Source organism: Helicobacter ganmani (genome assembly GCF_003364315.1).
Lineage (GTDB): Bacteria > Campylobacterota > Campylobacteria > Campylobacterales > Helicobacteraceae > Helicobacter_D > Helicobacter_D ganmani.
Window position 1 is genome coordinate 18,360 of record NZ_NXLS01000008.1, and the last position, 25,296, is coordinate 43,655.

Below are 25,296 nucleotides of genomic sequence, written 5' to 3' on the forward strand. Positions count from 1 at the left end.
CAAAATTATAGATTTACACTGAAGCTGGTGAGCTACTGACACAACGCACGCCATGAGGTAAATCTCTTACAATGACGAATTCCGTGCTGTTATTAATTCAAGATTGTTGATTGCCACGATTCCTTTTGGAATCTCGCAATAACAAAAAATCGCCCTCCTCCTTGCGAACACCAATAAGACACCATATCCTCTGATGATAAAAATTATCATACAACAAGATTTGGATTTTTCCACAACATCACTGCAATGTTTGGCTCTCTTGGTTGTCGGATAAATTCAAAGACGACTTCCAAAGGGAGATTAAAAGGCTCACTCCTCAAATCTAAACTTCTATACGCATAAACATCTAGCAAAATATCATTATTTTCACCCGCAAGCCCAATGTCGTTTGCAATAAGAACATATTTGTATTTGGAGAGATTATCAATAAATTGTCTAATGTTATGATTTGGTAAATGCTGTAAAACATCTTTGCAGATTGCCAAATCCGCTTTAGGTAATACGGAAAAATCTCCATTGTAATGGATAAAGTCAATATTAGATTTCTTATATTTTGAGAGATTCCTATCCACAACAAAACTTGCAACATCATAGCCCTTATAAAGAATACCATCAAAGTTGATATTTTTAGAAAATTGCCAATCCCCACAACCAATATCTACAATACTTTTGATATTATTTCTTTGAAAAAATTGTTGCAAAAACTGCACATAACCTTTACAAAGGTTTTCATTAGAACCACTGCCACTACCATAGCCCCAAGCGTTTGTTTCATAGATTGTATTAAAAACTTGTGTGAGTTTATTGTTGCTTTGGTCTAGCAGGATATTTTTCAAAAGGACAATGTCTTTTTCAAGTGTGGTAAATTTTTTATGATTTTTCGCAATCTCGCCTTTGAGTAAGGCAATCTCACGTATTAAATTTTGATTTTGAAATTCTATTGTATCTAGTTTAGAAGAGATTTTATCTAAATAAAAGCCCCCCCCCCCGCAGTCTTTTTTTAGCAATTTTCCAAAATCTTAACAAATTCATTCTTTTCCTTATTGTCGGCTTATCCAACTTTAGAGTTGGAATCACAAGTTTAGCCGTTTCTTTTCTCCATAATTTCTTTGGAAATGTTGTTTGGCACTTCACCATAATGGTCAAACTCCATTGTATAAGTCCCGCGTCCTTGAGTTGCTGAACGCAAATCCGTAGAATAACCAAACATTTCTGCTAGAGGAACGAACGCATTCACGATTTTTAAACCCATTCTATCGTCCATAGAATTAATTTGCCCTCGTCTGCGATTCAAGTCCCCAATCACATCACCCATATATTCTTCAGGTACTTCCACTTCTACTTTCATCATCGGCTCCAACAAAACTGCACCCGCTTTGCGGCAAGCGTCTTTAAAAGCCATAGAACCTGCGATTTTAAATGCCATTTCAGAAGAATCCACATCGTGGTAACTACCATCAAAGAGCGTAACTTTGAAATCTACCACAGGATAACCTGCCAAAACACCATTTTGCATAGATTCCTGAATCCCTTTATCTACCGCTGGGATATATTCTTTTGGAATCACACCCCCACTAATGTTATTGACAAACTCATAACCTTTGCCCGGCTCTTGAGGTTCAAGCTTGATAAAGACATGTCCATATTGTCCGCGCCCACCGGATTGTTTTGCGTATTTGCACTCTTGTTCCACGCTTTGGCGAATTGTTTCGCGGAATGCAACTTGCGGTTGTCCCACTTCTGCTTCTACTTTAAATTCTCTTTTGAGCCTATCCACAATAATTTCTAAGTGCAATTCACCCATTCCCGAAATAATTGTTTGTCCAGATTCCTCATCTGTATGTACTTTAAAGCTTGGGTCTTCTTCAGCAAGTTTTGCAAGAGCCAAAGCCATTTTTTCTTGGTCTGCTTTTGTTTTTGGTTCTACTGCAATAGAAATAACAGGGTCTGGGAATTCCATTCTCTCCAATACAACCGGTTCTTTTTCTGAACAGAGTGTATCTCCTGTCAAGGTTTCTTTCAATCCCACAAAAGCACAAATTTCGCCTGCATAGACTTCTTTGATGTCCTCACGTTTGTTGGAGTGCATTTTGAGCAATCTTCCTACACGTTCTTTTTTGCCTTTAGTAGAGTTTAGAACATAGCTTCCAGATTCTAAACTACCGCGATAAACGCGCACAAATGTTAATTGTCCTACAAAAGGGTCTGTCATAATTTTGAATGCCAAACCTGCAAACTCTCCATCATCTGTGGATTTAACAAACAATTCTTTTTCTTCATCTTTTGGGTCTACGCCACGAATGTCTGCAACTTCTGTTGGGGCAGGTAAATATTCTACGACAGCGTCAAGAAGGGTTTGAACGCCTTTATTTTTGAAGCTTGAGCCACAGAGCATTGGAACGATTTCCATTGCAAGACAACCTTTTTTAATTCCTGCTTTGATTTCCTCCACACTCAAGGTTTCCCCACCTAGATATTTTTCCATTGTTGCTTCGTCTTGTTCTGCGACAGATTCTAGTAATTTTTCGCGGTATTCCTCTGCTTTTGCTACTAATTCTGCTGGAATCTCTTCAATATCATATTTAGCACCCATAGATTCATCATTCCAAACAATAGCTTTCATTGTGATTAAATCTACAACTCCTTTGAAATTATCCTCTGCTCCAATTGGAATCACAAGTGGCACAGGCTTTGCCTTTAATCTTGTTGCAATTTGAGATTCTACATTGTAGAAATTTGCACCAATTCTATCCATTTTATTAACAAAAACAATTCTAGGAACACCATATTTATTTGCTTGACGCCAAACGGTTTCACTTTGAGGTTGCACGCCACCCACAGAACAAAAAACTGCAACTGCACCATCAAGAACGCGCATAGAGCGTTCAACTTCAATCGTAAAATCCACGTGTCCGGGAGTGTCAATTAAGTTGATTTGATAATCTTTCCAAAAACAAGTGGTTGCGGCGGAAGTAATCGTAATTCCACGTTCTCTTTCTTGTTCCATCCAGTCCATTGTCGCTGCACCATCATGCACTTCACCAATTTTGTGGCTTACACCTGTATAGAATAAGATTCTTTCTGAAGTCGTTGTTTTACCCGCATCAATGTGCGCTGCAATTCCAATATTTCTAATTTTATTTAACGGGGTTTTTCTTGCCATTGTTAATCCTTATACAAAGAAAATTTGAGTTTGAGATTTAGTAGAATTTTTAAGGAATCTTGGAAAAACCCCTTAAAAACATAATTTATTTTACCAGCGATAATGCGCAAAAGCTTTGTTCGCTTCAGCCATTTTATGCACATCTTCTTTTTTCTTAAATGCTGCACCGCGCTCATTTGCAGCATCAATAAGTTCATTTGCCAATCTATCAATCATCGTGCGTTCATTTCTTTTTCTAGCAGAATCCAATAACCAGCGAATAGACAAGGATTGTTGCCTTGCAGGACGAACTTCCACAGGTACTTGATAAGTCGCGCCTCCTACGCGTCGGCTTCGCACTTCTACAAGTGGCTTAACTTTTTCTAATGCTTTTTCAAAGGTTTCAATCCCTTTTTCTTTTGTTTTTTCTTCAATCTTTGCAAAGGTTGCATAAATGATTTTTTCTGCAACACTTTTCTTGCCATCATACATCATTTTATTGATGAATTTTGTTACAATAATATTATTATAGATTGGATCTCCCAATACTTCTCGTTGTGGTGCCTTTCTTCTTCTCATTATTTTTTACCTCCTGCATCACCCTTTGCTTTTTTTGCCCCATACTTACTACGCGAAACTGTGCGTTTTGCTACTCCTGCAGTATCCAATGCGCCACGGATAATATGATATTTTACGCCCGGTAAGTCTTTTACCCTACCCCCACGAATCAATACAATGGAGTGTTCTTGCAAATTATGCCCCTCACCGGGAATGTAGCTAATCACTTCAAAGCCACTTGTCAATCTAACTTTTGCAACTTTTCTTAACGCAGAGTTAGGTTTTTTAGGTGTTGTTGTATAAACACGAGTACAAACTCCTCTTCTTTGAGGGCAAACTACCAAAGCTGGAGACTTTGATTTCTTGATAACTTTTTTTCGTTCTTTTCTAATCAACTGATTAATAGTTGGCACTTGTCTTTCCTTCCTAAAATGGTTTTAATAGAGAAAATGAAGCGGATTATAAGCAAATCACACTTTATTCTTACTTAAATTAAGGTTGAAATAACCTTAATTCGCCTTTAGCTTTCTTTAATTTTAACTTTTTTACCTTTGTAAATTCCTGTTCCGACCGGAATCATACGACCCAATACAATATTTTCTTTTAAATCCTCTAAATGGTCAATTTTTGCCGCAATGCTTGCTTCTGTGAGGACTTTTGTTGTTTCTTGGAATGATGCTGCTGAAATCACAGAATCACTACCAATTGCGGCACGCGTGATTCCCAACAACACTGGTTCAGCAATTGCTGGGATTCCTCCCATTCTAATAATGCGAGCATTTTCTTCTCTGAAATGTCGCTTACTTACCAAATCTCCCTCAATGAATTTTGTGTTACCACTATCATAAATCTTGACTTGTCTTAACATTTGAGACACGATAATTTCAATATGTTTATCTGCAATACTAACCCCTTGTCGCCGATAGACTTGCTGCACCTCACTCACAATGTATTTATACAACTCTTTCTCTCCGCCGATACGCAAAATATCCTGACTTGCAACAATTCCCTCTGTTATAGCTTCACCCGCATGGACAAATTCTCCCTCATAAACAAGAATCTGCTTAGATTTATCAATCAAATACTCTGCGATTCTGCCGTCATTTGCTGTGATAATAATTCTTTCTTTACCACGAATAGGCTTACCATAGCTTACGATTCCGTCAATCTCCGCTAATACCGCAGGGTCTTTTGGTTTTCTTGCTTCAAACAATTCAGAAACTCTCGGCAAACCTCCTGTAATATCTTTAGATTTTACAAGGGCTTTTGGCGTTTTAGCTAGAATATCTGCCATTTCTACTTTTGCACCATCAGAAATGAAAATCGCAGTTTTCGGGTCTAAGGCATAACGAATCAACCCACCATTTGCAGTGGATAAAACAAGAGTTGGCTTATGCGCACTTGCAATGTATTCATTTACTACCAATCGTGTTTGACCCGTAAGCTCATCAGTTTGTTCTGACACCGTAAGTCCGGGAATAATATCTTCAAACTTAATCGTTCCCGCTTCCTCTGCAATAATTGGATTAGAATAAGGGTCCCAATCCGCGACAACGATATGTTCATCACTTTTTGGCTTAGCAATTAATGTATTTTTCTCCACACTTTGGTTATCTTGAACTTCAATAATAGAACCCCTTGCAATATAATGACGCGCTGCTTCTTGGTCATACTCATCAGCAATTACAGCAAAAACACCTTTTTCAGTGATTTCTTCACCTTTTTCTAGTGCGCGGTATCTCTCCAAATGGTCGCCCTGCAAATAATAATATTTTACAATTCCTTCTTCCCTTGCATAGATTTTTTGTGTAATAGGTGCATTGTCCTCTACTTTTAAATCACTTGCATAAGAGATTCGGTTGGGAATATTCCAACTATCTTTGATAATATCTACGATACTTCCCTCATCACGCACATAATGCCCGCTGGAATAAGGAATATAGAATTTCCCTTCAATCTTGCCTGTAACCCCTGCTAACTCACTTGGTTTTGCAACATCGGATTTTCTAAGCGTAAATTTTGCAGTTTCTTTCTCACCAATAACTGAAACAATCACCTCATCATGCACAACATCTACTTTTAATTCTCCCTCAAATGGAGCTTTGATTTTCGGCTCTACAAGCAAAATCGCGGCATTTCTTCTATTGGAAACAATCGTTTTACCCTCACGATTCTTATAGGTTTTGACATTATAATAACGAATAAAACCCTCTTTATCCGCAATAACTTGATGTTCTTCTTGGCTTCTGCTTGCTGTTCCACCGATATGGAAAGTTCTTAGCGTCAGCTGCGTTCCGGGCTCACCAATAGATTGTGCAGCAACTACGCCCACCGCCTCGCCGATTTTAGAAATCTTAGATTCTCCAAGATTCAAACCATAGCATTTTGCACACACACCCTTTTCAGCTTTACAAGTAACAGGCGTGCGAATAATTACAGATTTCACTCCTGCTTCTTTAACCTTGCGCGCTTTTTCCTCATCAATCATTGTGCCTTCGCCGATTAATACCTCATTTGTGATAGGGTCAATGATATTTTCTGCGATGACGCGCCCAAAAATTCTTTCCTCTAGCGGTTCAATCAATTCACTACCGACGGTAATATCAGTAATCTCAATCCCCTCATTGGTGCCACAATCATCTGCTACAACTTTAACATTCTGACTTACATCAATGAGTTTTCTCGTCAAATACCCCGCATTTGCAGTTTTCAAAGCGGTATCCGCTAAACCTTTACGCGCCCCGTGTGTAGAAATAAAGTATTCTAGCACATTCAAACCCTCTTTGAAGTTTGAGGTAATGGGCGTTTCAATGATTGTTCCATCGGGTTTTGCCATCAATCCCCGCATTGCAGAAAGCTGTCTAATCTGCCCTGCACTACCTCTCGCACCAGAATCTGCCATCATATAAATAGAGTTAAAGCCTGCTTTATCGTTTTCAATTAGCTTCATCATTTCATTGCCTAGCGCATTATTGGTATCCGTCCAAACATCAATAATTTTATTATAACGTTCTTGTTCGGTTAATAAACCTGCTCCAAATTGCGCTTGAATATCTTTGACTTTTTTCTTCGCCCCCTCTACGACTTTATTCTTATTGTCTGGCACGATAATATCATCTGCCGAAATCGAGATTCCAGCCTTAGTTGCGTATTTGAATCCTAAATTTTTAAGATTATCCAAGAAACTTGCGGTAATCCCTACACCACCCTCTTTATACACATAATCAATCAAAGCTGCAATGTCTTTTTTCTTAAGAACCTTATTCCACAAATGTACAGGCACAAAATCAGGCAAAATAGATTTTAAAATCATTCTACCAATCGTTGTATTAATGATTCTATCCTCTACAAATGCACGTACTTTAGAACCAACTTCCACTACACCTGCTTCTAAAGCAATATGGATTTGGTCAATATTGGAGAACAACTTATGCTCACCTTTGGAATCTTCTTTCGCTAAAGAGAGATAATAAAGCCCTAAAACCATATCTTGGCTAGGCACGGTAACTGCTTTACCGCTTGCAGGTAACAAAATATTCATAGAGCTTAACATCAAAAGCTTACATTCTGTAATTGCCTCTTGAGAAAGTGGCACATGCACTGCCATTTGGTCGCCATCAAAGTCCGCATTAAATGCTGCACACACTAATGGGTGAAGCTGAATCGCCTTTCCATCAATGAGTTTTGGGTGGAATGCTTGAATAGATTGCTTATGCAAGGTTGGCGCACGATTCAACATAATTGGGTAATTCATAACAATTTCTTGCAAGCTTTCCCATACTTCATTGGTTTTTTGTTCAATCATTTTCTTAGCTTGCTTTAAAGTTGTTGCATAACCCTTTTCCTCTAATTTTGCCAAAATATGTGGTTTAAAGAGTTCTAATGCCATATTTTTAGGCAATCCACACTGATCCATTCGTAAATTTGGTCCTACAACAATAACGGAACGTCCGGAGAAATCTACACGTTTTCCAAGTAGATTTTGGCGGAATCGCCCTTGCTTGCCTTTAATAATTTCTGAAAGCGATTTCAATGGGCGTTTATTCGCGCCTTTAACAGCATTTGCATTTCTACCATTATCAAAAAGCGCATCAACAGATTCTTGCAACATTCTTTTTTCGTTGCGCACAATAATTTCTGGTGCGTCTAATTCAATGAGGCGTTTCAACCTCTGATTGCGGTTAATCACGCGACGATAAAGGTCATTAACATCGCTTACTGCAAATTTCCCTCCATCTAACGCAACCAATGGACGCAAATCTGGCGGCAACACAGGCAAAACAGTGAGCATCATCCATTCGGGACGATTCTGTCCACCGGAGACTACGAAACTTTCTACCACTTTGAGACGCTTGATGATTGTTTTCTTTTTCGCTTCGGAATTCGTCGCCTTAATGGCTTCTTTTAATTCGGCAATCAAATCTACCAAATCAATACCCTCAAGCAAATCTTTCACTGCTTCGCCGCCCATTTGTGCAACGAATCCCGTATGCTCAAATCTCTGTGATAAGCTTTGGTATTGTTCCTCGTTTAATACATCGTATTTAGCAACAGGCTTTGTTCCCTCATTGTCATAATAGGCTTCACCTGACTCTTTCACAATATAAGCCTCATAATACAAAACACGTTCTAAGTCTTTCATTTTCACACCAAGTAGAGTTCCGATTCTACTAGGAAGCGAATTAACATACCAAATATGCGCAACAGGCGTTACAAGCTCAATGTGTCCCATTCTTGAGCGGCGCACTTTAGAGCTTGTTACTTCCACGCCACACTTCTCACATACAATTCCTTTATAGCGCATTTTCTTGTATTTTCCACATAAACACTCATAGTCTCTAACAGGTCCAAAGATTTTGGCGCAGAACAATCCATCACGTTCAGGTTTTAAGGTGCGGTAATTAATCGTCTCCGGTTTTTTCACTTCACCATTACTCCAACTACGAATCTTTTCTGGGCTTGCAAGCAAGAGTTGAAAAGCATTAAAATCACTTGGTCGGTTATCCTCTTTGATAGTTACAACTTCATCAATACCCTCTTTATTCTTTGCAAATACATTCACATCTAATGCCAAACTTTGAAGTTCTTTTGTCAAGACATAGAAAGTTTCTGGAATCTCTGATTCTTTGACCGCCTCTCCTCTTGTGATTGCTTTATAGGCTTTCACTCGCCCTTCTACATCATCAGATTTAATCGTAAGCATTTCTTTAAGAGTATGAGCCGCACCATAAGCTTCTAATGCCCAAACTTCCATTTCGCCGAACCTTTGTCCTCCAAAGAGTGCTTTTCCTCCGACTGGTTGTTGCGTTACAAGACTATAAGGTCCTGTGCTTCTTGCATGGACTTTTTCATCTACTAGATGGTGGAGTTTGAGCATATACATATATCCCACATTCACGCGTTCCATCATTTTCTCACCTGTGCGCCCATCGTAAAGCTCTGTTTTGCCATCACTATCAATTTTTGCAAGAGCGAAGAGCTTTTCAAACTCTTGTGCATTTACGCCCTCAAAAACAGGTGTTGCAAACTTCACACCTTTGCTCCAATCTCTCGCGAAACTCAATAACTCCTCATCACTTAATTTTTCCAAAAATGCTTTAGGACTTTTCATATCTGAATTTTCAGCAATTTCTTGCATTTTGGCTCTTAGCTCACTTACCCATTTGCTTTTTTCGCCTTCAAAAACATTTGTGATTTGCTCACCTAGTTGTTTGCCTACTAGTCCCAAATGCACTTCTAGGATTTGTCCGATATTCATACGACTAGGCACACCAAGAGGATTAAGCACGATTTCCACAGGACGACCATCTTTAGTATAGGGCATATCTACTTCTGGAACAATATTAGAAACAATCCCTTTGTTACCATGTCTTCCCGCCATTTTATCACCCACTTTTAATTTGCGTTTGGTTGCGACATAGATTTTTACAAGCTTGACAACTCCACTTGGCAAAATATCATCTTTTTCAATGATAGAAAGTTTTTCTTCATGCTCCTCACTCAAGCTTTTTTTCTGCTCTAAGAAATTGCTTTTGAGTGCATCATATTTGTTTTGAATTTCTTTGGAATAACTTTTAATTAATGTCCCCATAGCAAAACGATTGACATTTTCTAAATCAGCCTTTGGAATCACTCCACCTTTTTTATATTCTTTATCTCCTATTTTCGCTGCACTAATTAATTTTTCTTTTGAAAGAATAGAGCCAATGCGCAAAGATTCCTCTCTATCAAGCATCAATAGCTTATCGTGATGCTCCAAATCTAAACGCGCTTTTTCTTCCTCATAGGCAACGACTGCACGGCGGTCTTTGTCATAGCCTTTTTTTGTGAAAATCTTAACATCAACTACCGTTCCCTCTAAACTTGGGGGACAATAAAGAGATTTATTGACAACATGTCCGGCTTTTTCACCAAAAATTGCCCGCAATAAACGCTCTTCAGGAGTTGGCTTCACTTCGCCTTTAGGAGATGCTTTACCAACTAGAATCATTCCGCCGCTAACATAAGTTCCAATTTTTACGATTCCACTTTCATCTAGGTGTGCAAGCTCTTCTTCGCGAATATTTGGAATATCTCTTGTGATTTCCTCTACCCCGTGCTTTAATTCTCTTGCTTCAATTTCTTTTTCATAAATATGAATAGAAGTAAATGCATCGTTACGAATCAATTTCTCACTTACTACGATTGCATCTTCAAAGTTATATCCATTCCACGGCATAAAGGCAACACGAATATTTTTTCCCAACGCTAACTCACCTTGGTCCATATTTGGACCATCTGCAATGACTTGCCCAACTTCTACACAATCGCCTGCTTTGACGATTGGACGTTGGGAAAAAGAGGTATTTTGGTTTGTGCGCAAGTTTTTTTGCAAGGAATAATGGTCAATAAACGCACCATTTTCGTCCTCGCCTAAAACATAAATATTTTTGGCATCTACTTTTTCTACAATTCCTGCTCTCGTAGCTTTTGTTGCCTCCCAAGAATCTCTTGAGACAATTTTTTCAATCCCTGTGCCAACCACTGGAGCATCTGGGCACAAAAGAGGCACCGCTTGACGTTGCATATTTGAACCCATTAACGCGCGGTTTGCGTCATCGTGTTCTAAGAATGGAATCAAGCTTGCAGCTACCCCAACTACCATTCTAGGACTTAAGTCAATCAAATCCACTTTTTTGGATTCCATTAACACAATTTCGCCATCTTTTCTGACTTCAATCATTTCTTCTTTAATTGTTTGATTATTTGTCAATATTGTGCTTGCAGGCGCAATTACCGCACCCTCTTCTTGTGTAGCAGTAAGATAAACAATCTCATCAGTTACCTTGCCATCTACCACTTTACGATAAGGTGCTTCAATGAATCCTAGCTCATTGACTTTGGCATAGGTTGAAAGTGTATTAATCAAACCGATATTCTGCCCTTCTGGAGTTTCAATTGGGCAGATTCTACCATAATGTGTTGGATGCACATCTCGCACTTCAAATCCTGCTCTTTCTTTTACTAAACCACCCTCACCTAAAGCAGAAAGTCTCCTTTTGTGTGTTACTTCAGAAAGAGGATTAGTTTGATCCATAAATTGTGAAAGTTGTCCTCCGGTGAAAAACTCTAAAATTGTGCTAGTTATCATTTTGGAATTCACTAAATCGTGCGGCATAAGATCTTCCAATCCTGTGCTGATTGTAGAGAGCTTATCACGAATTGCTTTTTGCATTTTAACCAAACCTGTGTGCAATTCATTTGCCAATAATTCACCAATTGCGCGGATTCTACGATTTCCTAAATGGTCCCTATCGTCAATGCGTCCGCGTCCATTTTTGACATGAATCAAATAGCGCACAGTTTTGATAATATCTTCGTGCGTAAGAACCGTTACATAATCTGGCACACCAATGTCTAGTTTATGATTCATTTTCATTCGCCCAACACGCGTCAAATCATAACGTTCAGGGTCAAAAAATAATTGTTGCACAAACTGCTTTGCCGCTTCTTTGGTAACAGGCTCACCCGGACGCATTACTTTGTAGATACGAATCGTAGCTAAGTCGTTTTCATTGTCAATCTTTTCAGTTTGTTTCAAAAGCTTTAAAGATTCCGCATCAGCAATGAATGCGTTAATAATAGAAGCATCTACTCCTGCTGCTAAGTCATTTGCAATCACAAAATCACTAATATTCAATTCCGCTAATTTTTTTAGCTTGCTTTCATCTAGCAATGTCAAAGCGTCAAATAAAATCTCTCCACTCTCTTTGTCAATGATTGGCTCTGCTAGATAACGCTCCATAAGAATCTCTGTTGGATACTCAATCATATTGAGTTTTTCTTCTTTGAGTGCTTTTGCTTTTTTGGCAGTTAATCGCTTGCCCGCTGCAATAATTAAATTGCCTTTAGGGTCTTTAATATCAAATTCTACGCGCCCCACAAATTCCTCTGGGTCAAATGCAATGAGATATTTACCCGCTTTAGATTTGATATTTAAAAGCGGATAAAACATCTTTAAAATATCTTGGCGTGAATATCCCAATGCGCGAAATAGAATAGTAACAGGTACTTTTCTACGCTTATTTACACGCACGAACAATGTGTCTTTTGCATCATATTCAAAATAGAGCCAAGAGCCTCTATCTGGGATAATTTGCCCTGTATAGACTAATTTGTTTGAAGTGCTTGTGGATTCTTCTTCTTTAAAGATAACACCGGGGCTTCTATGCAGCTGATTAACTACTACGCGTTCTACCCCATTAATAATAAAGCTCGTCCTATCCGTCATCAATGGAATCTCACGCACAAAAATGCTTTGCTCTTTAATGTCTTTAACACCTAATTTCTCACCTGTCTTTTCATCTCTCTCCCAAAGCACCAATCGGATTTTTATTTTCAAGGGAATTGAGTAAGTCAAACCTCTCTCCATAGCCTCTCTAACGGTGTAACGTGGCTTACCATATTCACAACCCGCATATTCAAGGCTAATTCTATTTTGTGCATCGTGTATTGGGAAAATAGATTTAAACACCTTTTCAATCCCAGATTCACCATTATCTTGCGCCATTAAAAAAGTGTCATAACTATTCCTTTGTAATTGGAGCAAATTAGGAACCGCAATGTTTTGAGGGATTTTAGTAAAATCAACTCTTAATCTATTTCCGGATTTTAAACTTACTGGCATATTTATTACCTCATATATCAATGTAGAATTTTGGAAGAAAAATGAAAGGGAGATAGAATCTCCCTAAAATTATTTAATTTCGACTTTAGCACCTGCTTCTTCAAATTTAGCTTTGATTGCGTCAGCATCTTCTTTCTTAACGCCTTCTTTAACGGTAAATGGAGTTTTTTCCACTGCGTCTTTTGCTTCTTTAAGTCCAAGACCTGTTACTTCACGGACAACTTTGATAACATTGATTTTTTTATCACCGCTGTCAGTTAAGATGATATCAAATTCAGTTTTTTCTTCAGCAGCAGCTGCTCCACCACCTGCAACTGCACCAGCTACAACGGTTGGTGCGGCAGATACACCAAATTTTTCTTCAAATGCTTTCACAAGTTCTGAAAGCTCCATAACAGAAAGATTTCCGATATAATCTAATACATCTTCTTTTGAAATTGCCATAATTTTCTCCTAAAATTTTATTATGCTTCTTTTTGTTTGCGTAAATTATCCAACCCTGTAACAAAGTAACGAGCAGGAGCAGTCCAAACGGACAACAACATACCAATAAGTTCTTCTTTAGATGGTAGTTTTGAAACGGCTTCAATGTGTTTTGCATCTACGATTTCACCTTCAAAGTAACCTGATTTTACTACAAGCTTACCACCCACAGAATCTGAGAATTTGCAAATTGTTTTGGCTAAAGAAATTTGATCTTCTCCCCAAACAAAAATATTATTCTCTTTTAGCTCTAATCCTTCTACTCCGAAATTTTTAAGCGCAATCAATGCAAGCGTATTTTTGATAACATGAACTTTTACATTTTGTTCTCTTGCATTTGCTCTTAAAACTTCTAATTGCTTAACAGTCAATCCTTTATAATCACAAACTGCAATCGCATTAGATGCTTTAAATTCAGCTGTAAGATTCTCAATTAGAGCAGTTTTTTCTGCTTTTGTCATTTTAACCTCCTTTCAGACGAAAGACTTATATAGGGTTAGATTTTAAGCGTTTGCCCCCATAGTCATTAGTCTAAGATAAAAAACAAGAATAAATTATTTTAAATCCATTAATGCTTGGGCATCTAATGTTAAAGATGGACTCATTGTTAAAGACAATGTTGCATTTTTTATATATTTGCCTTTTGCACTTGCAGGTTTTTGTTTGTTGATGTTTTTTACCAATGCAACAATATTTTCTTCAAGTTTTTTTGCATCAAAACTTGCTTTACCAACAGGAGCATGCACAATACCCTTTTTATCCACACGATAATTCACTTGCCCACTTTTTGCATTGCTAACTGCTTTGGAAATTTCCATAGTAACAGTGCCTGTTTTGGGGTTTGGCATCAAACCTTTTGGTCCTAGGATTCTACCTACTTTACCCACAAGTGCCATCATATCTGGTGTCGCAATGACCATATCAAAATTCAAATCCCCATTTTTGATTTGATCTGCCAAATCCTCATCTCCTACTACATCCGCACCTGCCGCCTTTGCCTCATCTGCTTTAGCACCTTTTGCAAAAACTGCTACACGCACACTTTTACCTGTGCCATTAGGCAAAACAACCGCACCACGAATCATTTGATCTGCGTGTCTTGGATCAACACCTAAACTCAACGCAACCTCAACTGTTTCATCAAATTTAGCCGATGCTAAAGATTTAACTGTTGCAGAAGCGGTTGTAATATCGTATATTTTTTTGCAATCTACTTTATTAATGAGATTTTGCATTCTTTTTGTTAATTTTTTTGCCATATTTTATACTCCAACGCGTCTATTTAATCTACAACTTCAATGCCCATACTGCGAGCACTTCCCTCAACAATTTTAATTGCCGCTTCTTCTGTGTTTGCATTTAAATCGTCCATTTTAGTTTTAACAATATCTAAAACTTGTGCTTTTGTAAGTTTTCCTACTTTGTTTTTCAGAGGATTGTCAGAACCTTTTTGGATTCCTGCTGCTTTTTTAATTAAATCCGTAACAGGAGGTTTTTTTGTGATAAATGTAAAACTTTTATCTTGATAAACCGTGATGATTACAGGAATATTAAAATTTCCCATATCTTTTGTTTTTTCATTAAATGCTTTACAGAATTCCATAATATTCACACCGCGTTGACCTAGAGCTGGACCTACGGGTGGAGATGGATTTGCTTTACCAGCAGGGATTTGAAGCTTAAGTTCGCCAATGATTTTTTTTGCCATAACTTATCCTTGTTTTTTAGTTATTAAACTATTTTTTCCACTTGTGAATAAAGTATTTCAATAGGTGTGCTACGACCAAAGATGGAAACATTGAGTTTTAATTTTCTATGTTCCATATCATATTCTTCCACTGTGCCTGTGAAATTCGCAAAAGGACCTTCAATAATGCGGACAACCTCTCCTGCTTCAAAAATGATTTTTGGTTTGGGAGCTGCGCGATTCTGCACTTTTTCAATAATATGATTAATGTCTGCTTCACTTAAAGGCGTGGGTTTCTTTGCCTCACCGATGAAACGACTAACTTTCGGTAAAGATTGAATGGTATGCCATAAGGCAGTATCAAGATCTACTTTAATAAAAACATATCCCGGATAAAGACTTCGCTCACTAATTTTTTTCTTATTGTTCTTTACTTCAATAATATCTTCCGTAGGGACAACAATATCTGTAAGTCTCTCTTCTAAATGATGTTCTTTAACGAGATTCTCTATTCCGCGTTTTACAGCTTGTTCACTACCAAAATATGTTTGAATCGCATACCAATACAATGCCATAAACAAATCCTAAATAATTATAAAATACTTGAAACAAAACTACCAAGAATGAAATCAACTAATGCCAAAAATAGAGCAATAACCGTTACAACAACAATCACAGAAATAAAAGCATTTCTCACTTGTTCTTTTGTAGGAAAGATGACTTTGGATAGTTCTTCTTTGGATAATCTATAATAGGTAATTAGTTTTTTCATAACTTTATTTGTCTCTCTTTATTCCAAAAATGGCAGGCCAGGAGGGACTCGAACCCCCAACATTCGGTTTTGGAGACCGACGCTCTACCATTGGAGCTACTGACCTATGCTGTTTGAAATAGCCAAGGGAGAAACCCCTTAGCTTTTCAATTTCACTTCTTTGTGAATTGTATGTTTGTTTAATCTTGGGCAGAACTTTTTAAGCTCCAGTTTTTCTGTTGTGGTTTTTGCATTTTTTACAGTGCTGTAATTAATGTCCCCGCATTCAGAGCATTTGAGTCCGATTTTTACACGATTACCTTTAGCCATAATTTAGCCTATTCAATAATTTTTGTAACAACACCTGCACCCACAGTTCTACCACCTTCACGAATCGCAAAACGTGTTCCATCTTCAAGTGCAATCGGATTGATTAACTCAACAGTGATTTTAATGTTATCACCCGGCATTACCATTTCTACACCCTCTGGTAATGCAATAGAACCTGTAATATCTGTTGTTCTCACATAAAATTGTGGTCTATAACCATTAAAGAATGGTGTATGCCTTCCGCCCTCATCTTTAGAGAGAACATAGATTTCACCCTCAAATTTTTTATGTGGAGTAATAGAAGATGGCTTACATAGAACCATACCTCTTTCAACTTCTTCTTTTTTAGTCCCTCTTAACAAGACTCCAACATTATCTCCAGCTTCACCTTGGTCAAGCTCTTTTCTAAACATTTCAACACCGGTTACGGTTGTTTTTTGTGTTGGACGAATCCCTACGATTTCAATTTCATCACCAACTTTTACAATACCTCTTTCGATTCTTCCTGTAACAACAGTTCCACGACCTGCAATAGAGAATACATCTTCAATTGGCATCAAGAAAGTTTTATCTGTTTCACGGACAGGAGTTGGGATATATTCATCTACCGCGTCCATAAGTTTCATAATTTTTTCACTCCATTCACCTAGAGTGCCTGATTTTGCTTCTTCTAGTGCTTTAAGTGCTGAACCTGCTACGATAGGTGTATCATCGCCGGGAAACTCATAACTTGAAAGAAGTTCTCTGATTTCCATTTCTACTAGCTCCAACAACTCTTCATCATCTACCATATCTTGTTTATTCATAAAAACAACAATATAAGGAACACCAACTTGACGAGACAATAAGATATGCTCTCTTGTTTGTGGCATAGGACCATCTGCAGCAGAAACTACTAGAATTGCGCCGTCCATCTGCGCTGCACCTGTAATCATGTTTTTAACATAGTCCGCGTGTCCGGGACAATCTACGTGTGCATAGTGTCTTTTTTCTGTTTCATACTCAATATGTGAAGTTGCAATGGTAATACCGCGCTCTTTTTCCTCTGGAGCGTTATCAATATTATCATAATCTTTCATTTCTGCTAGACCTTTTGTGGATAGAACAGCAGAAATCGCAGCACTTAAAGTTGTTTTGCCGTGGTCAACATGCCCAATTGTTCCAATATTTACATGAGGTTTAGACTTAACGTATTTTTCCTTAGCCATAAGCTTCTCCTAAATTTAAGTTAAATAGCGGTAATTCTACACTATTTTTACCAATTTTAAAATTAAGAATCGTAACATTTTCTACAATTCTATCACTAATGTTTGAAAAACTGGAGCCCATAAGCGGGATTGAACCGCCGACCTCTTCCTTACCAAGGAAGTGCTCTGCCACTGAGCTATATGGGCATAATAATTAAAAAGTGTCTTGCTGATTAAAAAAGATTTCGCAGAATCAGCTCCCAGTATGGAGCGGGAAACGGGGCTCGAACCCGCGACCCTCAGCTTGGAAGGCTGATGCTCTAGCCAACTGAGCTACTCCCGCACGGCTATGGTGGTGAGACGTGGATTCGAACCACGGAAGTCATAAACAGCAGATTTACAGTCTGCCCTCGTTGGCCACTTGAGTATCTCACCCCAATTTTAAATATTCATAAAAACTGGTCAAACACTGAAAAATTATATAAATTTATGGAGCTGGCAAAGGGACTCGAACCCCCGGCCTGCTGCTTACAAGGCAGCTGCTCTACCAACTGAGCTACGCCAGCACTCTACATTTTAAAAATAAAAATGAGATGAGATTCTACTACTTTTTATTTTAATTGTCAATACTTTTGTTTTAAATTTATGTATAATTGCGCCGCTTCAACTTAAGCAAAAATGAAGTTGAAGTTAAGTCTTTTAAAGGAATTTCTACATTTATGAAACTAAAACACAAAAATCTTCACCCAAGAGGGTTTAGAAAGAAGTATTTTTCACTTGCGGCGATTTTAGCACTCAATAGCGCACTACTAGCACAGAGTCAAAATATCGCCCTAGCTGAAAAATCTCAAGAGGCAGAATCTCAAAGCCTTAAGCTTTCTATCACCCACACAGAAGAGTTTGTGGAGAATGAGGATTTTAAAGAAGAATTCAGCGCAGAGGAGATTCAACAATCCAATGCTCAAAATATCTACAACTTTTTAAATCAACATTCTCTACTTAAAATTACAGCAAATTATGGTAATCCCTATACTGCAAACATTGATTTGCGCGGCTTTGGACAGAATGCGCATAAGAATCTTGCTATTATCGTAGATGGAATGCGTTTAAATAATATTGATTCCACTCCTGTGTCCTTGAGTGCTATCCCGCTAGATTCTATCCAAAAAATAGAAATTATTAGAGGCAAAGGCACGACAAAATACGGAAATGGCGCGGTAAGCGGAATCCTAAAAATCACTACCACCCGCAAGGCAGGCGGTGCATTGAATATGGGTTATGCGAGTTATGAGACATTGGGTTCTCAAATTTTTTCACGTTATGTGGGAGATACTTTGAATATTGGAGTGTATGGGCAATACCAACACAACGAGGGTGCAAGAAAAATTACACAAGGGAGCGAAGAAAAAGACGGAAGCTATAATAAAAATGGTGGAATCACAGCCTTTTACTACCCTAATGATTCTACACTTTTAAAATCAAACCTCAATTATTCCAAATATGCTATCAAATACGCAAGCCCTTTGACAAAACAACAATTTGATTCAAATCCTACACAAGCACCGCTTCCAAGTGAGTTGGGTGGAGATACTTTCACGCACCAAAAGCGTTGGGATTTGGGTTATAGTTTAGGCTTCACGCACTTTGGAGATTCTGGAATCATAACTGATATTAATTTCGGAGGAAATAGAAATGAGAGTGAATATGTGAATTATAACAATAACAACGATGGCAAAGGAATCTTTGGAGATTTTAACTTTCAATTTAAAAACTATTCTTTTATGGCAGAAATTGGCGGGGGGCTAAATACCAACGAGCGAGTGCAAAACCGCTCCACAAAGGCGCAAGTAGATGAAATGCTACTTTATTTAAATGGTGAAAAATACTTTAGCAATTCTAGTTTTAATGGAGGAATCTCCGCACAAAGAGTGATTTCCAAACTACAAGAAAGCAATGCAGAAAATCTACTAGGAGGAGAGATTGGAATCACTCATAATCTAACGCCTTTAACCTCGCTTTTTGCCTCTTATTCTCGCAGTTTCATAGTGCCTAATGTGGATTATATATTTGATTGGCAGGGACATATTAATCATCTCATAGACACAGCGACTTTTGACACTTATCAAATCGGCACAAAAAGTGTATTTGGAATCCACGAGTTAAGCGGGAATCTCTTTTATATTTTAGGTAGAGATGAAGCCTACTTTGAGCCGATAACTTATAGCAATCAAACTCTTGATAAGACGCGCAGAATCGGAGGAGAAGCGAAATTTACCACGCATTTTAATGCGCAAATCTATTCTAGCCTAGCCTATGCCTATGTTGATGCGACAATGCGTGGCAATGGGGGGTATAAGGGCAATACGATTCCGGGCGTCTCCAAGCATACGCTAAGCACAAGTCTCAACTACTTACCTATCACGCAATTAAATCTTGGAATCTCTTATAAATATGGCTCTAGGGCGTATGATTACAACGACTTTGATAATGTTTTAACCAAATCCCCTAATTATCAAAGCCTCAATTTAACCGCAAGTTACAAACTCAAAGACTTTGAAATTTATGGCTTTGTGCAGAATCTTACCAACCATAAAAATGCGATTGTTGTGGGTGGTAAATATTACCCTTATGAGTTTGAGCGCACTTTTGGTGGCGGTATAAAATACACTTGGTAAGATGATGATTGCTTTACGACTCTATCTTGCTTATAAGCTTTTAAACTCCATATTCTTGGGGGTTTCTTTGGGGACTATTTTCACAATTTACGCGCCTTTAAACCCCAAAATTTATTCGCTAGGCGGAATCGCACTTGCATTAGGGGCATTTATTTTAAGCCTTTTTTATAGCAAGTTACTCAATCTAAAGCCTTATAAAAAAATTCTTTTAGGGTTAGAGATTCTGCCTTTTTTCTATCTTTTTGCTTATTTGCTTTTTCCTAATACCTTTTTTGGCGCACTGATTGTTTATACGCTCTATCAAATAGGCTTTATTTTTGGGGATTATTTAGGACGCACAGAGACGCTACTACTGCCACGCAAAACGATTCTTTCACATCTAGACAAGCGCAAACAAATTGGCTATCTTTTGGGGCTTGTAATTGCATTTATTTTTTACACTATTTTAGAATTTTTTGGAATCTTGCAAAAGGAATCCCAAATTTATGCGATACATTTTTTACTACTTTTGCTACAATGCGCTGTGTTTTTAACACTTTTTTCCGCCTTTAGGCAAACAAGGACAAACAAATGGAATCCCAAGACTTAAAAGCCACTTATCGCGAGATTTTCAAAACAAATTTAATCCGAATTTGCCATTCAAACCAAGCCTATATTAAGGACTACAAATTACAAAAGAAACTCAAAGTGCAATTAGATTCCACTCTACGATTCCATAAACTCCACTCCAAACGCCCTATAAACTTGCTTTTTTATTCTCCGCTTACCCTAGAGTTTGACATAAGGAAACTTTTAAGATTCTATCGCAAAAAAAGAAATGTAAGGATTTTTTTACCAAAAATGGGTGGAGAGAGCTTTAAGGCGGTGCGATATAGACTTCCTTTGCAAAAACAATCTTTTGGCGTGTATGAACCTAGTGATTCTGCACTTTGGGCTAAAATGGATTGCGCTATCGTTCCTGTGCTTGGCGTGGATAAAGAGTTGCGGCGCATAGGATTTGGCAAAGGAATGTATGATAGATTCTTTGGCAAGAATCCCAAAAAAATTCCAAAGATAATTTTCGTTTCGCGCAATTTCAATTTCGTTCCACAAACCATCACAGAATCCCACGACATTAGAGGAGATTGTTATCTCACCCCACACCAAACGATTTATAAGCGTGGCTTTGCGTCCTTTTGGATTCATCATTTTTCATAGCACAGCAACTTAAGAGAAATTTAAAGAATTTGTAATGTATATTTGTGTGAGTATTCACACCCACTAAAGCACAAATTCAAAATGTTGAATCCAGCGACTCTCAAACCACTTAAACTTTTTATTAACAAAAAAGAGTAAAATTAAACTCTAAAAATTTGGATTATCCAAAGCAAATTGACACAATATCATCAACCACTAGGGCAATAAATTATAAAATTAAATCAAGTTTCTTTAAATCATAATAAAAATTTATTTAAATTCTTGTTTTCCTAGTGAGTTTCAAGGACATAAAATGGTTATATGGGTTATTACAAGTTCCGTTATTTCAGCTTTGCTTGCAGGAGGTGGTAGCTATCTCATCTCTCGCAAACTCTCGCGTGCAGATTCTAAAGTGCTACTAGAACAAGCAAAGGCAAAAGCAAAGGTGATAGAATATGAGGCAGAAAAATTCCTCCAAGAATCTAAAATCAAAGCAAAAGATATTGAGATAGAAGCAAAAGAAAAATGCGACAAAGAGAGTGCAAGAATCCTCAAAGAATATGAGTTAAATTTATTGAATTTTGAGAAAGAAAAACTAAGAGAATCGCAACTTATTGAAAAAGAACTTTGTAAGCTAGACAATGAAAAACAAAATCTTAGCAGAGACCGCAACGCATTTTTTGAGGAACAAAATGCGCTAAAAAAACTCAAAAATACCTATCAGCAAAAGCTAGAAGAACTCACAAAAAATCTATCCAAAGTTGCTTATCTCACCAAAAATGAAGCAAAAAATATGCTCTTAGAACGTATCAAAGAAGAAGCGAAACGCGAATGCGCCAAAATCATTAGAGAAGAGGAACTCCACGCTAAAGAAGAAGCAAAGGCAAAAGCAAACTATATCTTAGCAGTTGCAACTTCACGTTTTGCAGGAGAGTTTGCTGCAGAGCGTCTAATCCATACAATCGTCTTGCCAAGTGATGATATGAAAGCTAGAATTATCGGTAAGGAGGGGCGCAACATCAAATGCCTAGAAATGATTTGTGGGGTGGATATTATCATTGATGACACGCCCAATGTGATTATCGTAAGCTCTCACAACCTCTACCGACGCGCGATTGCAGTAGAGACTATCAATCGCTTAGTAGAAGACGGGCGAATTCAACCTGCAAGGATTGAAGAAATCTATCAAAAATGCTTTAACGATTTTGAAGAAAATGTCTATCAAGAGGGCGAACGCGTTGTGTTGGACTTGGGCTTAAATGGAATCCACCCAGAGATTAAAAGGCTCATTGGTAAGTTGCGCTATCGTGCAAGCTATGGGCAAAATGCTCTTACACATAGCTTGGAAGTTGCGAATCTAGCGGGAATTATTGCAGCGGAATTGGGCGGAGATTGTATGCTTGCCACACGCGCAGGGTTATTGCACGATATTGGCAAAGCCCGCACACACGACTTTAAAGGCACGCATGTGGAATTAGGGGCGGAGATTGCAAGGAGATATAACGAGCATCCTGTGGTGCTTAATACGATTCTTTCTCATCACGGCGACGAGGAGATTAAAAGCATAGAAGCTGCAGCTGTCTGTGCAGCAGACGCTCTCTCTGCTGGGCGTCCGGGAGCTAGACGCGAAGTGCTAGAAAACTATCTAAGGCGTGTCAGCGAGATAGAAAAAATCGCCACTTCCAAAATGGGAGTTTTGCACGCTTATGCAATCAATGCGGGACGCGAAGTGCGCGTGATTGTCAAATCAGACGATATTAGTGATGAGGAATCCTATCTCCTTGCCAAAGAAATCGCCAAAGAAATAGAATCACAAGTGCAGTATCCGGGCGAAGTCAAAGTCAGTGTGATACGCGAAACAAGAGCTTATGCGGTAGCGGGGTAAGAATATCAAGCCAAACAAATGAAGCAATCCAAAAGTTCAGTTCAGCCCTATTCAAAAAATCAATCCTCTATTTTTGCTCTTAAATATCTTTTCTTAATTTACTATACACTCAATATTCCATTCTCGTAATAACCTATCATACTTACGATTTTAATTGCATTTTATCTCCTTAGATTCTATTCTTTAAAGGCATTCACAGCGTCTATCACTATGCCTACTTGCTCATCACTCATCACAGGACTTATAGGCAAGGATAGCACTTCTTTGTGAATACGCTCGGTAATGGGCAGATTCAAATGATTATATTGCTTGTAAGCCTGCTGCTTGTGCGGTGGGATAGGATAATGGATAAGCGTTTGGATTCCACTCTGACTCAAATGCTCTTGCAAACGCGCGCGATTTTTTGTGCGCACGACAAAGAGATGCCACACCGCCCCCTCCTCGCTTTGAACCTGCGGGAGGATAATACGCTCGTTTTGAATCTGCTCTCTATAAACTCTCGCAATCTCTTGTCGCCGCTTATTATCCTCATCAAGGATTTTAAGTTTGAGGCGCAAAAATGCCGCTTGGACTTCATCAAGCCTAGAATTTAGCCCTGCATAGAGGTTTTCATATTTGATATGTGAGCCATAATTCCCTAATGCGCGGATTCTCTGTGCCAAAGCTTCATCATTTGTAACCACACAGCCACCATCGCCTAATGCACCTAAATTCTTACCCGGAAAAAATGAGAATCCACTCACATCGCCCAAACTCCCTACTCTCTTGCCTTGATAGATTGCGCCATGCGCTTGTGCAGAATCTTCTATAATTTTTAAATCATATTTTTGCGCTAAATCCCAAACTTTCTGCATTTCCACCGCCTGTCCATACAAATGCACGACAAGAATTGCTTTAGTTTTTGGTGTGATACGCTCCTCAATCAAATCCACATCAATATTATAAGTCTTTAAGCTTGGTTCTACAAGCACAGGTGTGCAGCCATTATCAGTGATTGCCAAAATGGAAGCGATATAGGTATTTGCAGGGACGATAATCTCATCGCCCACGCCAAATCCAAATGCTTTAATACTAAGTCGCAAAGCGTCCAAACCATTTGCACAACCTACACAATAATTTGTCCCACAATACGCGCTAAACTCACGCTCAAAGGCTTTGCCTTGCTCGCCCAAAACATACCAACCACTCTCTAGCACTTCGCAAAAAGCAGATTCCATCTCTGCACTCAATCTTTGATTTATTGCTTTGACATCAAGAAAGGGAACCATTTGCAAACCTTTTTACCTTAAACTTTTCAAGCACTTGCATTATCTTTCTCCTTATATAAGCGCGAATTAAGCGGTGCATTTCTTTTGAGCTGGGAGACAAGTGGGGGGGGGCAGAATATACTAAAGGTGAGTGTTGCACACTCTCTCCCCAATTCACGCACATTACATTTTCTACCTCTTTAAAAATATTACGATAGCGAGGGGTAATCAAAAGCGGATTGTGAGGGGAAAGAATCTTCGCATATCCTCCCATACCTCCGTGTGAGCCGATGATATTGCGACACCGACTTAAAAGATACAAATCCAAATAGCCCTGACTTGGGTTATTCACATCGCAGATTCTATAAGTTTTGCCCTTAAGCAGTGGGACAATCTGCTCTTTGACAAAAGCTAAATCATCGCTGAAGAGATAAAAGCTACTTTGTGGGTGCAAAAGACATATTAGCTCTATGCTTTTGGCAAAATACTCATTGCTCGTAGGATTGCCATAAGCAATATGAGGCTGGGATAAATCCCCTCGCCTGATATGCACCCCACAAGGAGAGGGAGAAGATTCTATCTCTTGGAGCAATGCGGCAAAAGGTGTATTGCCCTCTTGTAATTCTTGTGGCTTAAAATGCTCCCTTAAAAGCCCAGCATAACGTGTATCAAACACTCTGCCTAAATATCCTCCAACATAAAGCGGGGGCTGACACATAATCACATCATTGTCATCTACAAAATAATGTTTCCTATAATGAGCCACTTCTTCTTTGCTTGCAATTTTTAGAGACAACGCAGGAAAGGCTTTAGGAATATCAAAGCTCACATCATAAACTTTATCATAACTTTTACTTGGATTGAAGAACCCTTTGCCACTTTCCTCAAACCAGCTTAAATCATATTTGACTTTTATGCCTTTTTCCTCAAACGCAAGCCCAAGCGTAATAAAAGCAATTTGACTTGCTATCCCGCCATCTACTCCAATAATCACTAAATTATCTTTCAT

20 protein-coding genes and 5 tRNA genes are annotated in these 25,296 nt (G+C 38.3%); 4 read left to right on the forward strand and 21 right to left on the reverse strand.

From position 1 onward, the window contains the following. Window positions 1–206: 206 nt before the first annotated feature. The 19 genes from CQA43_RS07435 to CQA43_RS07520 all read right to left on the reverse strand — a co-directional run bounded on the left by CQA43_RS07435 (window position 207) and on the right by CQA43_RS07520 (window position 17,870). Complete coding sequence (locus CQA43_RS07435; protein ID WP_115551977.1) at window positions 207–1,007, reverse strand: methyltransferase domain-containing protein; 801 nt, start codon at window positions 1,005–1,007, stop codon at window positions 207–209. Between the two features lie 74 nt (window positions 1,008–1,081). Then, on the reverse strand, window positions 1,082–3,163 hold the full coding sequence (gene fusA / locus CQA43_RS07440) for an elongation factor G (RefSeq protein WP_115551978.1): 2,082 nt from the start codon (window positions 3,161–3,163) through the stop codon (window positions 1,082–1,084). Between the two features lie 90 nt (window positions 3,164–3,253). Then, window positions 3,254–3,721, reverse strand: coding sequence for a 30S ribosomal protein S7 (gene rpsG / locus CQA43_RS07445; protein WP_115551979.1), 468 nt, complete (start codon window positions 3,719–3,721; stop codon window positions 3,254–3,256). Beyond that, window positions 3,721–4,113, reverse strand: coding sequence for a 30S ribosomal protein S12 (gene rpsL, locus CQA43_RS07450; RefSeq protein WP_026944116.1), 393 nt, complete (start codon window positions 4,111–4,113; stop codon window positions 3,721–3,723). Before rpsL ends, rpsG begins: the two co-directional genes overlap by 1 nt. A 107-nt stretch (window positions 4,114–4,220) precedes the next feature. Then, window positions 4,221–12,866, reverse strand: a complete 8,646-nt coding sequence (locus CQA43_RS07455) for a DNA-directed RNA polymerase subunit beta/beta' (protein ID WP_181881659.1) — start codon at window positions 12,864–12,866, stop codon at window positions 4,221–4,223. Window positions 12,867–12,935: 69 nt separating this feature from the next. Beyond that, window positions 12,936–13,310 (reverse strand): 50S ribosomal protein L7/L12, encoded by a 375-nt coding sequence (gene rplL, locus CQA43_RS07460; RefSeq protein WP_115551980.1) that lies wholly within the window; start codon window positions 13,308–13,310, stop codon window positions 12,936–12,938. Window positions 13,311–13,330: 20 nt separating this feature from the next. Continuing rightward, complete coding sequence (gene rplJ, locus CQA43_RS07465) at window positions 13,331–13,810, reverse strand: 50S ribosomal protein L10 (RefSeq protein WP_115551981.1); 480 nt, start codon at window positions 13,808–13,810, stop codon at window positions 13,331–13,333. Between the two features lie 93 nt (window positions 13,811–13,903). Next, a complete protein-coding gene (rplA, locus tag CQA43_RS07470) occupies window positions 13,904–14,608 on the reverse strand; it encodes a 50S ribosomal protein L1 (RefSeq protein ID WP_115551982.1) in 705 nt (234 codons plus the stop codon). Window positions 14,609–14,631: 23 nt separating this feature from the next. Beyond that, window positions 14,632–15,057: a 50S ribosomal protein L11 gene (gene rplK / locus CQA43_RS07475; protein WP_006802142.1), complete on the reverse strand. Its 426-nt coding sequence runs from the start codon at window positions 15,055–15,057 to the stop codon at window positions 14,632–14,634. Between the two features lie 23 nt (window positions 15,058–15,080). Next, window positions 15,081–15,605: a transcription termination/antitermination protein NusG gene (gene nusG / locus CQA43_RS07480; protein WP_181881664.1), complete on the reverse strand. Its 525-nt coding sequence runs from the start codon at window positions 15,603–15,605 to the stop codon at window positions 15,081–15,083. A 23-nt stretch (window positions 15,606–15,628) separates the two neighbouring features. Continuing rightward, on the reverse strand, window positions 15,629–15,808 hold the full coding sequence (gene secE / locus CQA43_RS07485; protein ID WP_026944110.1) for a preprotein translocase subunit SecE: 180 nt from the start codon (window positions 15,806–15,808) through the stop codon (window positions 15,629–15,631). A 30-nt stretch (window positions 15,809–15,838) separates the two neighbouring features. Next, a tRNA-Trp gene (locus tag CQA43_RS07490) sits at window positions 15,839–15,914 on the reverse strand. Window positions 15,915–15,946: 32 nt separating this feature from the next. Continuing rightward, window positions 15,947–16,117, reverse strand: a complete 171-nt coding sequence (gene rpmG, locus CQA43_RS07495; protein WP_034290214.1) for a 50S ribosomal protein L33 — start codon at window positions 16,115–16,117, stop codon at window positions 15,947–15,949. 8 nt (window positions 16,118–16,125) lie between these two features. Further along, complete coding sequence (gene tuf, locus CQA43_RS07500; RefSeq protein ID WP_115551984.1) at window positions 16,126–17,325, reverse strand: elongation factor Tu; 1,200 nt, start codon at window positions 17,323–17,325, stop codon at window positions 16,126–16,128. Further along, window positions 17,318–17,446, reverse strand: coding sequence for a hypothetical protein (locus tag CQA43_RS09925; RefSeq protein ID WP_281270116.1), 129 nt, complete (start codon window positions 17,444–17,446; stop codon window positions 17,318–17,320). The genes tuf and CQA43_RS09925 overlap by 8 nt, the downstream gene beginning before the upstream one ends. Beyond that, window positions 17,437–17,511 (reverse strand) — tRNA-Thr (locus tag CQA43_RS07505). The genes CQA43_RS09925 and CQA43_RS07505 overlap by 10 nt, the downstream gene beginning before the upstream one ends. Before the next feature lie 59 nt (window positions 17,512–17,570). After that, window positions 17,571–17,647: transfer RNA gene (locus CQA43_RS07510), tRNA-Gly, on the reverse strand. A gap of 7 nt (window positions 17,648–17,654) precedes the next feature. Next, a tRNA-Tyr gene (locus CQA43_RS07515) sits at window positions 17,655–17,739 on the reverse strand. A 55-nt stretch (window positions 17,740–17,794) separates the two neighbouring features. After that, window positions 17,795–17,870 (reverse strand) — tRNA-Thr (locus CQA43_RS07520). A 153-nt stretch (window positions 17,871–18,023) separates the two neighbouring features. On the opposite strand from CQA43_RS07520, the gene CQA43_RS07525 reads away from it, so the two are divergent. From CQA43_RS07525 to rny, 4 genes are all read left to right on the forward strand, one after another. Further along, window positions 18,024–19,979, forward strand: coding sequence for a TonB-dependent receptor (locus tag CQA43_RS07525; RefSeq protein WP_115551985.1), 1,956 nt, complete (start codon window positions 18,024–18,026; stop codon window positions 19,977–19,979). Window positions 19,980–19,983: 4 nt separating this feature from the next. Next, window positions 19,984–20,568 carry a hypothetical protein gene (locus CQA43_RS07530; protein WP_245944273.1) on the forward strand — a complete coding sequence of 195 codons (585 nt, stop codon included), beginning with the start codon at window positions 19,984–19,986 and terminating at the stop codon, window positions 20,566–20,568. After that, entirely contained in the window at window positions 20,550–21,176 is a 627-nt protein-coding gene (locus CQA43_RS07535; protein ID WP_115551987.1) for a 5-formyltetrahydrofolate cyclo-ligase, read from the forward strand. Before CQA43_RS07530 ends, CQA43_RS07535 begins: the two co-directional genes overlap by 19 nt. A gap of 292 nt (window positions 21,177–21,468) precedes the next feature. Beyond that, window positions 21,469–23,040: a ribonuclease Y gene (gene rny / locus CQA43_RS07540; protein ID WP_115551988.1), complete on the forward strand. Its 1,572-nt coding sequence runs from the start codon at window positions 21,469–21,471 to the stop codon at window positions 23,038–23,040. 176 nt (window positions 23,041–23,216) lie between these two features. On the opposite strand, the gene CQA43_RS07545 is transcribed toward rny, so the two are convergent. Beyond that, entirely contained in the window at window positions 23,217–24,308 is a 1,092-nt protein-coding gene (locus CQA43_RS07545; RefSeq protein ID WP_034368123.1) for a DegT/DnrJ/EryC1/StrS family aminotransferase, read from the reverse strand. Continuing rightward, the gene (locus CQA43_RS07550) at window positions 24,292–25,296 is read right to left on the reverse strand and encodes an alpha-1,2-fucosyltransferase (RefSeq protein WP_115551989.1); all 1,005 of its coding nucleotides are present in this window, start codon (window positions 25,294–25,296) and stop codon (window positions 24,292–24,294) included. The genes CQA43_RS07545 and CQA43_RS07550 overlap by 17 nt, the downstream gene beginning before the upstream one ends.

What these genes read in the sequence shown, in the direction of transcription:
- rplJ (WP_115551981.1), bottom strand. Translation starts at nt 13,810, where the DNA reads ATGACAAAAGCAGAAAAAACTGCTCTAATTGAGAATCTTACAGCTGAA.
- CQA43_RS07455 (WP_181881659.1), bottom strand. Translation starts at nt 12,866, where the DNA reads ATGCCAGTAAGTTTAAAATCCGGAAATAGATTAAGAGTTGATTTTACT.
- secE (WP_026944110.1), bottom strand. Translation starts at nt 15,808, where the DNA reads ATGAAAAAACTAATTACCTATTATAGATTATCCAAAGAAGAACTATCC.
- rpsG (WP_115551979.1), bottom strand. Translation starts at nt 3,721, where the DNA reads ATGAGAAGAAGAAAGGCACCACAACGAGAAGTATTGGGAGATCCAATC.
- CQA43_RS07535 (WP_115551987.1), top strand. Translation starts at nt 20,550, where the DNA reads ATGGAATCCCAAGACTTAAAAGCCACTTATCGCGAGATTTTCAAAACA.
- CQA43_RS07525 (WP_115551985.1), top strand. Translation starts at nt 18,024, where the DNA reads ATGAAACTAAAACACAAAAATCTTCACCCAAGAGGGTTTAGAAAGAAG.
- rplA (WP_115551982.1), bottom strand. Translation starts at nt 14,608, where the DNA reads ATGGCAAAAAAATTAACAAAAAGAATGCAAAATCTCATTAATAAAGTA.
- CQA43_RS07545 (WP_034368123.1), bottom strand. Translation starts at nt 24,308, where the DNA reads ATGGTTCCCTTTCTTGATGTCAAAGCAATAAATCAAAGATTGAGTGCA.
- rpmG (WP_034290214.1), bottom strand. Translation starts at nt 16,117, where the DNA reads ATGGCTAAAGGTAATCGTGTAAAAATCGGACTCAAATGCTCTGAATGC.
- rplL (WP_115551980.1), bottom strand. Translation starts at nt 13,310, where the DNA reads ATGGCAATTTCAAAAGAAGATGTATTAGATTATATCGGAAATCTTTCT.
- CQA43_RS09925 (WP_281270116.1), bottom strand. Translation starts at nt 17,446, where the DNA reads ATGGGCTCCAGTTTTTCAAACATTAGTGATAGAATTGTAGAAAATGTT.
- fusA (WP_115551978.1), bottom strand. Translation starts at nt 3,163, where the DNA reads ATGGCAAGAAAAACCCCGTTAAATAAAATTAGAAATATTGGAATTGCA.
- CQA43_RS07530 (WP_245944273.1), top strand. Translation starts at nt 19,984, where the DNA reads ATGATTGCTTTACGACTCTATCTTGCTTATAAGCTTTTAAACTCCATA.
- CQA43_RS07550 (WP_115551989.1), bottom strand. Translation starts at nt 25,296, where the DNA reads ATGAAAGATAATTTAGTGATTATTGGAGTAGATGGCGGGATAGCAAGT.
- tuf (WP_115551984.1), bottom strand. Translation starts at nt 17,325, where the DNA reads ATGGCTAAGGAAAAATACGTTAAGTCTAAACCTCATGTAAATATTGGA.
- rplK (WP_006802142.1), bottom strand. Translation starts at nt 15,057, where the DNA reads ATGGCAAAAAAAATCATTGGCGAACTTAAGCTTCAAATCCCTGCTGGT.
- rny (WP_115551988.1), top strand. Translation starts at nt 21,469, where the DNA reads ATGGTTATATGGGTTATTACAAGTTCCGTTATTTCAGCTTTGCTTGCA.